This is a genomic window from Thermotoga sp. Mc24, assembly GCF_000784835.1.
GTDB lineage: Bacteria > Thermotogota > Thermotogae > Thermotogales > Thermotogaceae > Thermotoga.
The window spans coordinates 21,850-36,182 of sequence record NZ_JSFH01000012.1 but is presented as its reverse complement, the minus strand read 5'-3'; the positions used below and the strand labels follow the sequence as shown (position 1 = coordinate 36,182).

At 46.8% G+C, this 14,333-nt stretch carries 14 protein-coding genes and 1 other RNA gene; 14 read left to right on the top strand and 1 reads right to left on the bottom strand.

All coding sequences use genetic code 11. The features are described 5' to 3' along the window. Positions 1-102: 102 nt before the first annotated feature. The 14 genes from MC24_RS07795 (at position 103) to MC24_RS07735 (ending at position 13,512) form a co-directional block, all read left to right on the top strand. Positions 103-1,491, top strand: a complete 1,389-nt coding sequence (locus MC24_RS07795) for a TldD/PmbA family protein (RefSeq protein WP_038054280.1) — start codon at positions 103-105, stop codon at positions 1,489-1,491. Then, complete coding sequence (locus MC24_RS07790; protein ID WP_038054278.1) at positions 1,488-2,795, top strand: TldD/PmbA family protein; 1,308 nt, start codon at positions 1,488-1,490, stop codon at positions 2,793-2,795. The genes MC24_RS07795 and MC24_RS07790 overlap by 4 nt, the downstream gene beginning before the upstream one ends. Beyond that, on the top strand, positions 2,779-3,609 hold the full coding sequence (locus MC24_RS07785; protein ID WP_038054276.1) for a DMT family transporter: 831 nt from the start codon (positions 2,779-2,781) through the stop codon (positions 3,607-3,609). Before MC24_RS07790 ends, MC24_RS07785 begins: the two co-directional genes overlap by 17 nt. A gap of 4 nt (positions 3,610-3,613) precedes the next feature. Beyond that, an RNA gene (gene rnpB, locus MC24_RS09335) (RNase P RNA component class A) lies at positions 3,614-3,951 on the top strand. A gap of 41 nt (positions 3,952-3,992) precedes the next feature. Further along, the gene (locus tag MC24_RS07780; RefSeq protein WP_038054752.1) at positions 3,993-6,137 is read left to right on the top strand and encodes a RelA/SpoT family protein; all 2,145 of its coding nucleotides are present in this window, start codon (positions 3,993-3,995) and stop codon (positions 6,135-6,137) included. After that, entirely contained in the window at positions 6,134-6,583 is a 450-nt protein-coding gene (gene dtd / locus MC24_RS07775) for a D-aminoacyl-tRNA deacylase (RefSeq protein WP_011942882.1), read from the top strand. Before MC24_RS07780 ends, dtd begins: the two co-directional genes overlap by 4 nt. A gap of 10 nt (positions 6,584-6,593) precedes the next feature. Further along, complete coding sequence (locus MC24_RS07770) at positions 6,594-7,163, top strand: epoxyqueuosine reductase QueH (protein WP_038054273.1); 570 nt, start codon at positions 6,594-6,596, stop codon at positions 7,161-7,163. Beyond that, positions 7,129-7,902 (top strand): DUF4940 domain-containing protein, encoded by a 774-nt coding sequence (locus tag MC24_RS07765; RefSeq protein ID WP_038054271.1) that lies wholly within the window; start codon positions 7,129-7,131, stop codon positions 7,900-7,902. The genes MC24_RS07770 and MC24_RS07765 overlap by 35 nt, the downstream gene beginning before the upstream one ends. Next, entirely contained in the window at positions 7,899-8,309 is a 411-nt protein-coding gene (locus MC24_RS07760; RefSeq protein ID WP_038054269.1) for an ATP-binding protein, read from the top strand. Before MC24_RS07765 ends, MC24_RS07760 begins: the two co-directional genes overlap by 4 nt. A gap of 4 nt (positions 8,310-8,313) precedes the next feature. Continuing rightward, the gene (gene trmFO, locus MC24_RS07755) at positions 8,314-9,621 is read left to right on the top strand and encodes a methylenetetrahydrofolate--tRNA-(uracil(54)-C(5))-methyltransferase (FADH(2)-oxidizing) TrmFO (protein WP_038054267.1); all 1,308 of its coding nucleotides are present in this window, start codon (positions 8,314-8,316) and stop codon (positions 9,619-9,621) included. A gap of 15 nt (positions 9,622-9,636) precedes the next feature. Beyond that, the gene (locus MC24_RS07750; RefSeq protein WP_038054264.1) at positions 9,637-11,004 is read left to right on the top strand and encodes a DUF342 domain-containing protein; all 1,368 of its coding nucleotides are present in this window, start codon (positions 9,637-9,639) and stop codon (positions 11,002-11,004) included. Beyond that, complete coding sequence (locus MC24_RS07745) at positions 11,001-11,837, top strand: type I phosphomannose isomerase catalytic subunit (protein WP_010865195.1); 837 nt, start codon at positions 11,001-11,003, stop codon at positions 11,835-11,837. The genes MC24_RS07750 and MC24_RS07745 overlap by 4 nt, the downstream gene beginning before the upstream one ends. 5 nt (positions 11,838-11,842) lie before the next feature. Beyond that, positions 11,843-13,030, top strand: coding sequence for a UDP-2,3-diacylglucosamine diphosphatase (locus MC24_RS07740; RefSeq protein ID WP_038054261.1), 1,188 nt, complete (start codon positions 11,843-11,845; stop codon positions 13,028-13,030). Then, complete coding sequence (locus MC24_RS07735; protein ID WP_004080988.1) at positions 13,027-13,512, top strand: hypothetical protein; 486 nt, start codon at positions 13,027-13,029, stop codon at positions 13,510-13,512. The genes MC24_RS07740 and MC24_RS07735 overlap by 4 nt, the downstream gene beginning before the upstream one ends. On the opposite strand, the gene MC24_RS07730 is transcribed toward MC24_RS07735, so the two are convergent. Beyond that, positions 13,492-14,331, bottom strand: coding sequence for an HD-GYP domain-containing protein (locus MC24_RS07730; RefSeq protein ID WP_004080985.1), 840 nt, complete (start codon positions 14,329-14,331; stop codon positions 13,492-13,494). The genes MC24_RS07735 and MC24_RS07730 overlap by 21 nt on opposite strands. Positions 14,332-14,333 lie beyond the last annotated feature (2 nt).

Here is a 14,333-nt window from a genome sequence, read left to right as displayed (position 1 = left end):
CCTCCCATCGATCTTATTTTACACCGGTTGAAGGCGTTGAAGTAGTTAGCACTCCGAATTTGGAAAGTAGTATAATGGTTAGTAAAGAAAGGAGGGATCAAGGTGCTCAACGAAAGCGTTATCAGGGACGTTATTGCAGCTGTTTTGAAGAACGGAGGAGACTTTGCTGAGCTGTTCTTTGAGAGAAAATACGAGAATCGATACGAGCTGAAAGATGGAAAAATCGAGCAGGCAACGAGTGGCGAGATCGTTGGAGTGGGAATAAGAGGTTTTCTCGGAACAAAAGCCGTTTATGCCTACACGAACGATCTTTCGAGAGAGAACCTGATAAACGTTGCAAAGAAGGTGGGAGAAGCACTCGAGGAGACAAAAATCGAAGATCTCACGTTCAATTTCAACAGAACGAAGAAAAGTGAAAGACACGTGGTACTCATCTCACCGACTCAGGTGGAAAAAACGGACAGAGTGTCTGTCATGAAAAGGGCTTACCACGCGGCGAAGAATTACTCCGAACTCATAAAACAGGTGGTGGTCTGGTACTGGGACTACGATCAGGAGATTCTGGTTGCAAATTCAGAAGGAATTTGGGCTGAGGACAGACGTGTGAGGACCCGTTTGATGATAAACGCAGTGGCGGAAAAGGACGGAGTGCTCGAAAGGGGTTTCTACGGCCCCGGGGCAGGAATGGGTTTCGAATTCTTCGACAGAATAGATGTGGAAGAAGCGGCAAAGAAGGCGGCGAGGATAGCAGCGAGGATGGTTGAGGCAGAGCCCGCTCCAGCTGGAAAGATGACGGTTGTGATAGCCAACGGTTTCGGAGGAGTCATTTTCCACGAAGCGGTTGGACATGGTCTTGAAGCGACGTCTGTGGCGAAGGGGGCTTCCGTTTTCGCAGGAAAGCTCGGACAAAAGGTGGCTGCGGAATGTGTTTCCGCGGTGGACGACGCCACCATTCCAAACGGCTGGGGTTCCGCTAACGTGGACGACGAGGGAACTCCCACACAGAGAACACTGCTCATAGACAAAGGAATTCTCGTTGGCTACCTTGTGGACAGGCTCGGTGCGAGGAGAATGGGGATGAAGAGTACGGGAAGTGGTAGAAGACAGGATTACACCTTCCCACCCACTTCAAGGATGAGCAACACGTTCATTCTCCCTGGCGACTACCACCCGGAAGAAATCATTTCGGCTACCGAGTACGGCCTCTACGCGAAAACCATGGGAGGTGGATCGGTCAATCCGGCCACCGGGGAGTTCAACTTCGCGGTTTCTGAAGCGTATCTCATAGAGAAAGGAAGGATTACGAAGCCGGCGAGGGGTGCCACATTGATAGGCAAGGGACACGAGATCATTCAGAAGATCGACATGGTAGGGAACGATTTGGCGCGCGATCAGGGAATGTGTGGTTCGTTCTCTGGATCCGTTCCGGCGGATGTGGGACAGCCCACGATAAGAGTTAAGGAGATCGTAGTAGGGGGGCGAAACAAATGACTTTCGAAGAATTCAAAGATAGATTGTTCTCTCTTGCAAAGAAAAATGGAGTTGAGGCTCAGATAAGCTTTCTGGAAACTAAGGAATTTTCTCTCCGTCTCGCAAACGGTGACCTCGATCAGTACACGGACGCGGGAAAATTCAACGTGGAGATAAAAGTGCTGAAGGATGGAAAAACAGGAGCGTTCAGAACACAGGTTCTGAAAGATCCAGAAAAGTGTTTCGAAGAAGCACTGAGCAATCTGCAGATCAAAGACAGTGAAGAGAAAGAATACTTCTTTGAGGGTGGGGAAGAGTACAGAGAAATGGAAACGTACGTTGGGAAATTCGAAAAACTCTCCGTCAAAGAGAAAATGGGTATGGCCAAGAGGGCTCACGAGAGTGCTGCGAAAAACGAACACGTCGTTATGGTACCGATAGTCATGTACAGGGATATGTTAATGAAGAAGATCATCACCAACACACTGGGCTTGAACGCTGAAAGTCAGATGGATGGAGGTTTTCTTTTCGTCATGGCAATTGCAAGAGACACCAATCCACGATCTGGTTCCTGGTACGAACTGGCGAGGACACCGGAGGATCTGGATCCAGAGGAAATAGGGAAAAGAGCCGCAGAAGAGGCGATTTCTCTCATCGGTTCAAAAACGATACCATCCGGGAAGTATCCTGTGTTGATGAGAAACACAGCGCTGCTCGATCTCATGGAGATGTTCATACCCATGATCTCGGCTGAGAACGTACAGAAAAACCTCTCGCCACTCAAAGGAAAACTTGGAGAGCAGGTGGGAAATCCTGTTGTTTCAATAAAGGATCTGCCTTACCATCCCAAGGGACTTTCCAGCACTCCCTTCGACGATGAAGGAGTTCCCACAACTGAGAAGTTCGTGTTGGAGAACGGCGTGTTGAAAACATTCCTTCACAACTTGAAAACGGCCAGAAAAGAGGGAGTGAAACCAACGGGAAATGGATTCACAGGAGGAATAAATCCAGTCAATCTCATGCTGATTCCGGGCGAGATGTCTTTTGAAGAACTTTTGAAGGAGATGAACAGAGGAGTCGCTATCACGGAAGTTGAGGGAATGCACGCGGGAGCGAATTCTATATCTGGGGAATTTTCACTGTTTGCGAAGGGATACTGGGTGGAGAACGGAGAGATCGCACACGGTGTGGAAGACATCACCATATCGGGTAACTTCCTCGATCTCTTGAAGAGGATTTCTCTTGTTGGAAACGATGTGAAAGTGTCTCAACACACGATAACACCGAGCGTTCTGGTGGAGGTTCTGGATGTGGCGGGAAAATAAAGCCCTTGCGTTTCTCATTCTAACGGCAATTCTTCAGGGTTCAACTTTTCCGCTTCAGAAACTCGTTCTTGGAGGTGTTTCTCCTTTTGTTTATAACACCGTGAGATTTGGAAGCTCTGCTTTACTTTCGCTTTTTGTGTTCGGGCCCGGCAGGTTCGTGAAGAGTTTCCTGCTGGGGCTGGTTCTCTGTGGAGCGTACATGTTTCAACTCTGGGGATTGAAATTCACAAGCGCCGCAAAAAGCGGTTTCATCGTTTCGAGTTTTGTGTTTCTTGTGCCTTTGTTCGCGTTTCTTCTTGAAAAGGAGAAGTTGAAGAAAACTCATTTTCTCTCTTTTATTTCAGGATTTCTGGGGCTCTATTTGCTCACGGGTGGTGTATCGGGAATCACGCCGGGAGATCTCTTTCAGTTCTTCTGTGCGGTTCTGTTTGCGCTGCACGTGGTTCTCATAACCAGATTTTCCAGATTCGAAGAAGAAAAGAACATGCTTTTCTGGCAGTTTGTGACCGTTGGGGTCGTCAATTTTCTCTTTGGATTGAACGAAAGGTGGCATTTCAATCTTGGAACGATTTCTGTGGGAATCTACAGCGGAGTATTCGCTACAACACTTGGAATCCTCTGGCAGATGAGGTATCAAAAGGAAGTGGGAAACAACACGACAGCACTCGTTTACATGACTCAACCCTTTGTTTCTCTTGTGCTTTCATTTCTCCTCCTTGGAGAGCGTATGTCTTTCCTTCAGCTTTTAGGAGGAATACTCGTTCTGGTAGCGCTTTTTACCGGAACGGTGATGAAACCGGGAAAGTCTAATTGAACAGGGAGAGGAGCAGGCGGTCGCGGGGGCGCACACTCGCGCTTCCCGAGGAAAGTCCGGACTCTGGAGCAGGGTGCCGGGTAACGCCCGGGAGGGGTGACCCTCGGACAGGGCCATAGAGAAGAAAACCGCCCGCTTAGGGCAAGGGTGGAACGGTGGGGTAAGAGCCCACCAGCGTCGGGGCAACCCGGCGGCTTGGCAACCCCCACCTGGAGCAAGGCCGAGCAGGGGGTTGGGTCGCTCCCCCTATTCCCCCGGGTTGGCCGCTCGAGGTGTGTGGTAACGCACACCCCAGATTGATGACCGCCCACGACAGAATCCGGCTTACGCTCCTCTCCCATGTTATAATTTTCTTCACAGAGAGTGAATTCGGTGGTGAAATTGTGATCAATCGAACAGAGATTGAGACAGAAGCGAGAGAAGTAATTAGAGACCTGGAAAGTCTCAGAAAAAAGAGCTTCACAAGAGAGGAGAAAAAACTCCTCACAAAGGCTTATGAGTTTGCTCGAATCGTTCATGAAGGTCAGAAGAGATTTTCTGGAGAACCCTTCATAACCCATCCCGTTGAGGTCGCAAAAATCCTTGCGGCTCTGGGAGTCGATGTGACGACTCTGGTTGCGGCTCTTCTGCACGATGTTGTTGAAGACGGTGAAAATGTCAGCCTTGATCAAATAAAAAAAGAGTTTGGGCCTGAAGTGGCCAGGATCGTGGATGGTGTCACAAAAGTCAGCAATATAAACGCACCGATCGGGAGCGATCAAGACTCTCGAAAAAAGATAGAAACCATACAGAAAATGTTTCTTGCAATGGCGGAGGACATGAGAGTTATATTTGTAAAACTCGCCGATCGTCTTCACAACATGCGCACCATTCACTATGTTCAGGATCAGGAAAAGAAGAGGTACAAAGCCTACGAAACCCTCGAGATCTACGCACCTCTGGCTCATAAGCTCGGAATCTACTCGATAAAGTCTGAACTCGAAGACCTGGCTTTCAAGGTGCTGTACCCGGAGGAGTACTACAAGATAAAGGAACTCGTCGCTGAGAAGAGAAAAGAGAGAGAAAAGAGAACCAATGAATACATCTCCCTTCTCAAAAGTGCTTTGGAAGAGCACAAGATAAAAGCAATTGTGGAGGGAAGGTACAAACACTATTACAGCATATGGAAGAAAATGAAGGAAAAAGAAAAAAAATTCGAAGAAATCTACGATTTGATCGCTCTGAGAGTGATAGTGAAAGACGTGACCACCTGCTACACCGTCCTGGGGATCGTTCACAACATCTGGAAACCACTTCCGGGAAGGTTCAAAGACTACATCGCTGCACCGAAATCGAACGGCTATCGTTCACTCCACACAGCTGTGATAACGGGTTACGGTGAGCCTCTTGAGATACAGATAAGAGACGAGGAGATGCACAGAGAAGCAGAGTACGGTTTGATTGCTCACTGGATATACAAGGAAAAACCTGACCTGAAAACAGCGAAAGAATGGATAGAAAGACTCCTCGATTGGAGAAAAGAACTTGCCCAGGGATTCACCGAATTTGAGGATATCAAGAAAGAGCTCCAGATGGATGAAGTTTTTGTTTTCACCCCGAAAGGAGATATCATCCACCTTCCCAAGGGTTCCACACCAATTGACTTCGCGTACGCGATACATACAGAGATAGGGCATCACTACAGTGGAGCAAAGGTGAACGGAAAGATCGTTCCTATCGACTATCAGCTGAGAAACGGAGATGTTGTTGAAATAATCGTCAACAAGAACTCTCCAGGTCCAAGTGTTGACTGGTTGAAGTACGCCAAAACCCACAGCGCGCGAGCAAAAATCAGAAGGTTTCTGAAGGAAAAACTCGCGCCCGAACTCGTAGAAAGAGGAAAAGAAGTTCTCAGAAAGATCTGCCGAAAGCTCGGAAAATCCTTCGAAGAAGTGATGCAAACGGAAGGAATCAAAAAGTATTTGAACACGTACCAGGAAAAGGATTTCTTCATGAGAATCGGAGAAGGTAGTATTACCACACAAGATCTCATAGAAGCGATTCTGGGAAAAAAGATCGTTGTGAAAAAGCGTTCCACAAAGAAAAAGGTGAAGATGCAGAATCTTGTGAAGGTAGATGGAATAGACAGTATAGAGTTCCACATTGCGAAATGTTGTCATCCGATCATGGGCGATCCCATAGTGGCCGTTGTCAGTAAAAGAGGCATGACCATACACAGAAGGGATTGTAGAAACCTGAAGAACATGTCACAGGACCGAATATTCTCAGCTGAATGGAACCTTGAAACTTCAGAAATGTTCGATGCACACATAAGGGTGGTCCTTGACTCGGAAAAAAACCTTCCGAGTTTGATAGATCGAATAACGAACCTCGGTGCGGAATTTGTGGCCATGAAGACTCTGAAATCAGAAGAACCACCTGTTGTGCAAATTCATATAAAAATATCCAACACCACCGAGCTCTCCGGTCTTCTCGATAGGCTCAGATCCTACAGATACGTTCTGGACGCGGAAAGGGTGGTGCAATGAGGGCAGTTGTGCAGAGAGTCAGCGAGGCAAAGGTGATTGTCGAAGAAAAAACGGTGGGAGCCATAAAAAGAGGGCTTCTTGTCTTTGTTGGAGTGGGAAAAGATGATACAGAAGAGGACTGCGAATGGCTGGCCGACAAGGTTTCTGGACTTAGAATCTTCGAGGATGAAGATGGAAAGATGAACCTCTCCGTTAAAGACATAAACGGGGAAGTCCTTGTTGTTTCACAGTTCACCCTCTATGGAGATTGCAGAAGAGGAAAGCGGCCTTCTTTCACAGAAGCCGCACCTCCAGATAAAGGGAAAGCGCTTTACGAGAGGTTTGTGGAACTTCTCAGAGAAAAGGGTTTGAAAGTGGAAACGGGGAAGTTCAGAGCTCATATGCACGTTCATCTGGTGAACGATGGTCCTGTGACTATCCTTCTCGATTCCAGTAAACTCTTCTGAGGTGGGGGTTGTGCTGATTCACGTTTGCTGTGCACCGGATCTTCTCACGACAATATTCCATTTGAGGGATGCCGAGTTCTTCTTTTACAATCCAAACATCCAGCCTCCTTCAGATTACGAGAAAAGAAGGGAGGCTGTGGAGAAAGTTGCTCATCATTTTTCGCTGAGTGTTCATTACGGTGAGTATTCAACAGAAGAAATAAGAAAGTGGTACGCATCGGTCAAAGACTACAAAGATCTCGGTGAGGGCAGCGAAAGATGTGAGAGGTGCATCGGTTTTCTTCTTGAGAGAACAGCGCAAGAAGCGACGAGGAGAGGCCATGAGTCTTTTTCCACGACCCTTCTTGCAAGTCCCAGGAAAAATCTTTCGATGATAGAAAATATTGGAAAAACCATCGAGAAAAAATACGGGGTGAAATTCTTCTTCAAGAACTTCAGAAAGGGAGGAGCCTACCAGGAGGGCGTGAGACTCTCAAAGGAACTCGGGATATACAGACAAAACTACTGCGGTTGTGTTTTCAGCCTTCTGGAAAGAAGGGAGAAACATGCTGAGATTTCCAGAAAACGTGGTCATATGTGACGGAAAGAGAATACTCTGGAACGGACTGGGTTTACCGGAGAACTTAGTTTTCGAAATGGCCAGAACTGTTCTGGAGTCGAATGTTCCGCTGAAGGGAAAAATTTTCTGTTTCCCGGCGCAGACCGTCCTCGGAAAGATGGCGATTTTCACCGACGAGAAGACACAAGGACGCGACGTTCTCGTTGAACTTTTGAATCACGAACTTCTTCGAATGAGGCTGTACAGCGAAGAAGTGGAAAACCTCGTGGAAGTTCTGTTCAACGACTGGCGACCCGGAAAGAGGGTCTTCATCGTTCGATCTGAGAACTTTGAAACCAGACTTTCTCTGAGGGAGAAACTCTCAAGTTTTGCGGACGTGATTTACAACGCCGGAGAAATAGACGTGGGTATTGCACCTGCTGGAATATCGCTGCAGATCAACGAAGAGAAGGTCTCTTTTTCCGATCCAGAGAGGGATATCAAAGAAGCCGTGAGGAAGGCTCTGTTGATGGACAGATATGTGAACGAACCTTTTTCTTTCTACGAAAAACTGCCCGCGTACAACTTTTCTTTGAACATACAGATTCCTGAATCGGTGAAGACTTTCCTGAGAACGGGTGATACCCAGAAGATGGCAGAATTGACTGAAAAGAGTGTGGAAGTTGTTTTCAAGGAGATTCTGGAGTTCGAGAAGAAGACCCTTTTGTCACCAAGAGTACCCGTTGAAGCGTTTTTGATTTTAAAGGGGGGCCTGGATTGATCGACACCGTGAGCGTTGCGCTGTTCTCCAAAAAGTCTCATATAAAGATCGCTCGTTCTGTCCTGCGAGATTTTCTTCAAATGCATGAATCATCAGACAGTTTGATCGTTGACATGGAGATAGTTTTGGGAGAAATCCTCGCGAACGTGATCAAACACACTTACAAGAACGATGAAACAAAGCGAATCGTTGTGAGTTACACGTTAAAGGACGAGGTCTTTCACGTGTTGGTGAGAGACTTCGGTCCTCCCGTAGATCCCACCAGACTGAAGCCTACACCGCCCGATTTGGAGAATCCGCGAGAGGGTGGGTATGGCCTCTACATAATTTCTCGCGTCACCGACGAATTCAGGGTTCGTCCTCTTAGAAATGGAAACCTCACCGTTGTCAAGAAAAAATTGAGGTGAAAGAATGATCGTGAATGTCATCGGAGCAGGACTCGCGGGTTCAGAGGTGGCTTACAACCTTGGAAAAAGGGGAATAAGGGTTCGTCTTTTTGAAATGAGACCGAAGAAGATGACGGAAGTGCACAAAACAGGATATTTCGCGGAACTTGTTTGCAGCAACTCTCTCAAATCGGAAGACATAACAAACGCCGAAGGACTCCTGAAAGCTGAGATGAGGCTGATGGGTTCCATAACACTCGAAGCCGCGGAGAAAGCACGTGTTCCATCTGGAAAGGCCCTCGCGGTGGACCGTAACATCTTCGCGAAGGAAGTGACAGAGGCCATAGAAAGGCTTGAGAGTGTGGAGATCATCAGAGAGGAAGTAACCGAGTTCGATCCAGAAGAAGGAATATGGGTTGTAGCGACGGGGCCAGCCACATCGAATGGTTTATTCTCTTTTTTGAGAAACCTTCTCGGTGACGATTTTCTTTTCTTCTTCGATGCCGTCTCTTCGATCGTGACCTTCGAGTCTATAGACATGGAGCGCGCTTTCTGGGGAGACCGATTTGGGAAGGGAAAGGATTACATAAACTGTCCTCTCACCAAGGAAGAGTATGAGGAATTCTGGAAGGCGCTTGTCGAAGCTGAAGTGATAGAAATGGAGGATTTCGATCGGAAGCTTCTCTTCGAACGCTGCCAGCCCATAGAGGAAATAGCCAGAAGCGGGAAAGACGCACTGAGATACGGTCCTTTGAGACCAACAGGTCTGGTGGACCCAAGAACGGGTAAAGAACCCTATGCTGTCGTTCAGCTTAGAAGAGAGGACAAAGAGGGCAGATTCTACAGTCTCGTTGGATTTCAGACCAGACTGAAATGGGGTGAACAGAAGAGAGTTCTGAGAAAGATCCCCTGTCTCAGGAACGCCGAGATCGTAAGGTATGGAGTTATGCACAGGAATGTTTACATAAACTCTCCAGAATTGCTCGATATCTTTTTCCGTCTGAAAAAGCACCCTAACATCTTCTTCGCTGGTCAGATCACAGGTGTGGAGGGATACATGGAATCTGCTGCGTCGGGAATCTACGTGGCCTACAACGTTCATCGTATCCTGAAGGGACTCTCTCCGTTAAAACTTCCCGAGGAGACCATGATGGGATCGCTCTTCAGTTATATAATAGAGAAGGTTGAAGGAGATCTGAAGCCAATGTACGCAAACTTTGGACTCCTTCCTCCGCTGAAGGGCCGTGTGAAGGATAAGTTCGAAAAGAGAAAAAAACTCGCCGAAAGGGCCATTGAAACAATGAAAAAGTTCCTGGAAGAGAATCCCTGGTGATACGGAGGGATAGGGGTGAAGGTGGAGATCACAGTTTCTGAAGACAGAATGCAGGCTTATGTGACTCTGCGAAAAGAGGGATCCAGCGAACTTCCTCTCACAAAGGAAGAGCTTTTGAATGCACTACGCTCCGCCGGAATAAATCACGGTATAAAGGAAGAAATCATAGAAGACCTGGCAAGATCACCTGTGTACAACACACCTGTTCTTGTAGCGGAGGGCACTCCACCGGTAGATGGAGATGATGGAAGAGTTGAACTTTTGAAGAGGATAGAATTTACTTCTCAAGAAGGAGAAAAGATAGATCTGAGAGAAATTCCTGCCAAGCAGAGAGTGATCGTGCGGAAAGGAGAAACAATTGCCCGCATTATACCACCGACTCCTGGAAAGGAAGGAATAGATGTTTTTGGAAACCCCGTGAAACCAAGACCTGGAAGAGTGCCGGAGTATCATTTGGGATACAACGTGACGATGAAGGATAACGAGATTATCGCAACGAAGAGCGGGATTCTGGTCATAGAAACAAACGGTACGATACACGTGTATGACACTCTGGAAGTTGACAACGTGGACTATTCCACCGGAAATATAGATTTTCCCGGCAAGGTGGTTGTGAAAGGTGATGTGAAACCAGATTTCGTCGTAAAGGCTCAGGAAGACATCACAGTGAAAGGTGTAATAGAAGCAGCAACGGTGATTTCCTTCAATGGAAGTATCACAGCTGGAGGAATAAAAGGAAGAGGGAAGGCGTTCGTAAAAGCAAAGAAAACTGTCAAAGCCGTTTTTATAGAGAGCGCAGAAGTGGAGGCCGAGGAAGTTCAGGTGGAGAAGAACATAGAGAACTCCGCAGTTAAGGCCATCAATGTCGTTGTTTCCGGTAAAGGAGGAAGTATAAGAGGTGGTATAACCATAGCTCAGGTGAAGGTAGAAACCTATTTTTTGGGTTCTCCTATAGGTGTTAAGACAAGGGTAGAAGTTGGAGTCGATCCTGAGATCAACGAGAAAATAAAACTCCTCTCTGCCCAGATCTCCCTTGATAGAGAAAACGTTCAGAAATTGACGAAACTGCTCGTTGAGCTCAGAAAGCTTCAGGGAATGTTGAAAGACAAATTCCCACCTGACAAAGAAGCGCTTCTGAACAAAGTGAACAACACTTTGATAAATCTCAGAGATTCCATTCAGAAAAACGAGGGAGAACTGAAAAGGCTCAAAGAAATAGCCGAAGAAATGGCTAAAAACGCCTCCGTTGTTGTGAAAGAGGTTGTTTATTCCGGTGTTGAAATCGTCATGTTCGAGAGAGTGTTTCGTGTGGAAAAAGAACTTGCAAAAGCGGTTTTCTACTACAGAGACGGTGAAATAAGAGTAGGAGGGTATTCAGCGTGATGATAAAAGTCTTTCCAAAACTGAGAAAGCAGATATGGGGCAGTTATCGCCTTGGTGAGATGTTCGGTTCAAACGAGAAAATAGGAGAAGTATGGCTTTTATCCGGGCATCCACTCTTCATTACAGAGGCGGAAGGTGGTCTCGATCTCAACGAAGATATGGAGAAGCTCATTGGAAAGAAGTTGCCGCGTTTTCCACTCCTTGTGAAACTCATTTCTGCCGAGGATTGGCTTTCCGTTCAGGTTCATCCCAACGACGATGAAGCCCAGGAGCTGGAAAACGAACCGTGGGGCAAGACCGAAGCGTGGTACTTCGTAGAAAAAGGTCAGATCGCCATAGGGGAAGACCCGGAGAAGGTCAAGAGAGCACTTGAAGACAACAGCTGGGATGAAGCTTTGAAAAAGGTGGAAATAGAACCTGGAACTTTTGTTTTTCTACCCGCTGGAACGGTCCACGCCCTCGGGCCTGGTGGTCTTCTCGTGGAGGTTCAGCAGGCGTCCGACCTCACCTACAGGGTTTACGATTGGGGACGCGGCAGAGAGCTCCACATAGAAAAGGCTTTCAAAGTGATGAAAGAAAGGAAAGTCGAAGACTTGATAGTGGAGAACTTTGAAAACTTCGAATGTGAGTACTTCAGGATAGAAAAACTGGAAAGAGGAAAATTGGAAGGATTCTGCGCGATTGTGATTCTAGAAAACGGTGTACTGGACAACAGACAGGTTTCCCCCTTTGAAACGTTCATCGTACCAAAAGGTGAGAAAGCAGAACTTCGAGCAACCGCTTTGGTTATGAGAATCGGAAAGTTTTTCGAACAATGGGGTGATAAAAAATAAAGAGGGTGTTCATCAGCGATCTTCACATAGGAGACGGTTCTGCGAAAGACGACTTTTTTTTCGATAAAGAGCTTGTGAATTTCATCGAAGACATGTCTCAAACTGAAGATGTTGAACTCTTCGTCGTTGGTGATGGATTTGAAATACTCGAAAGTCGCACGGTGAAGGAAATTGGGCTTGTCTCTTTCGAGGAGGTTGTAGAAACACTCGATGAGACGGTGATCGACGAAATCGAGAAAAAACACTCCGAAGTCTTTGAGACTCTCAAGAAGTTTTCCAGACGACACAGAGTATATTACGTGGTGGGAAACCACGATTACCATATTCTCAAAAACAAAAAACTTCAGAATGCCTTGAAGAATCGCTTTGAAAAGTTCGAGATACTTCCGTACTACTACGATCCTCACAGCAAACTCCTTGTGCTCCATGGAAACCAGTTCGATGTTATAAACCGCTTCACCGTGGACAGGAAAACCAAAAAGGTAATACCGCCTCTTGGAGACTACATAGCCAGATACATGATGATAAATTTCGACAGTCAGGTGGTTAACTTCGCTCCTGAGGATGTCATTCGAGATTACGACAACGTGAGGCCTCTGCTCGACGTCTTTCACTGGTTCGACTACGTGACGGAAATCTACGATCTCAGCGTTGATCTGGTTGAACTGTGGCTGAAAAGTTTTCTCAGTATGTTGAAGACTAGAGAAGCCAGGAAATGGATGAAAAACAATTTCCCGAGAACGCACTGGCTCTCCAGGGTATTTGTGAATAGGTTCGGCGGTGTGGAGCTGGGTAAAGTACTCGTAAGGAGTATATACACACTCAGAAAATTGAGAAGAGTTGACTATCTTCAGAAATGGGCGAAATCCATCTTGAAGGGGAATCTTCGCTGGAAAGAGTTCATGACGGGTTATTCCGGAGATTTACATGAAGTGGAAGAAGTTGATATACTTGTGATGGGGCATGTTCATCACTTCGCTTACCGAATAGTTCCAACGACTCAGGGTAAAAAGCTGTACGTGAACTGTGGTAGCTGGAGACCCGTTCTCGAGAAGCTCGGTATCAGAAAGAGGCACGGTTTCCACAGGAAAGCGGAACTTCCAAAGATCATAATGGATTTCTCAGGGAAGAACGTCGAAGTGAAGGCATCTATCACGAACGTTCTCGGGAAAATTCAGGGGGGAGATTTATGATCTCAAACCCCATTCTTGGATACAAACTCGATCCTGGAGAACCCGGTATTCCACATTCCGCTCCCGCGAGCCGAAGTATAATGAGGGTCCTGTCTCAGGAAATATCCAACTTGATTTACTTCAAAAAAGAAGCCCTCAGAGAGGGCGGGACGATCATCTACAGCAACATAGCACTCGATCTCAGGAAGAGAGGCTCGTTCCTTGCGGCCGTTGCGGGAAGAACCCAAGTTTTCATCTATACACCAGGAACTAAAAGCAGTGAAAGAACTCACTCCCTCGGATCGGAACTTCAAGACAAACAGCAGGAGATCGAAAGAAAAATACTCGAGCTCGAAAGACAGCTGAAAACAGAAACAGATCCGCTCGAAAGAGAAAGACTCAGAGAAGATCTGGAGAGATTGAAACTCGCCCTCAACATCCTCAAAGCGAGTCTCAGAGCCCCCGAACTCCTCGTTGGTGTCTTACTCGACAGCCTCGTCTGAGAAGATTTCAAGAAAAGCTTCCACCACTTTTGGGTCGAATTTTTTCCCAGCCTCTTTCTTTATGATTTCCAGTGCCTCTTCGTGTGTTTTGGTTCTCCCTTCCCATTCTGACGAAACGAAATTTGTGAGAACGTCGTAGTAATCACACACGCTTATTATTCGCGCTTCAAGTGGAATCTCTTCACCTTTGAGCCCATCGGGATATCCCGTGCCGTCCCAGTTTTCGTGGTGGTGTCTCACGATCGGAACGACATCCCACAAGACCTCTAAAGACGCGAGAAAAACAGACCCCATGATGGTGTGATCTTGGGGATATTGCTCGAAAATTCTAATCCGGGTTGGAGTGTAAAGCATGAGTTGCTCTATTCCGATCTTTCCCACATCGTGTAGCATGGCGTATTCTCTCAACAGAGAGAGCTTTTCTTCCGATAAGCCCAGTTTCTTTCCCACACGTTCTGCGAGTCTTGCAACTCTCTGAGAGTGACTCCAGCCGTTTTCGTCTTCTATCTCCATGAGAACAATCATCGCCTGAAGAAGACCGCTGACCATCCTTCTCACCCAGCCTCCAGAGAGCAACTTCTCCCCTGCGAGGATATACGCTATCGATGCAGCTTTTTCTGGGTCTTCGAGTTCTACGAGTTTCTCTCCAGTTTTGTAGATGGTGTACGTTTCTTCTTTCACCACAGCCACTCCCTGAAAAGGCTTTTTTTCTCTCAAGAAAGCTATTTCTGCCTCCTCTATTGAATCGACCTTTTCGTAGAGTCGATCTATTTTTTCCACAGCTTTCTCGAATTCTTCACTCTCGAAGAAACATTTCACGA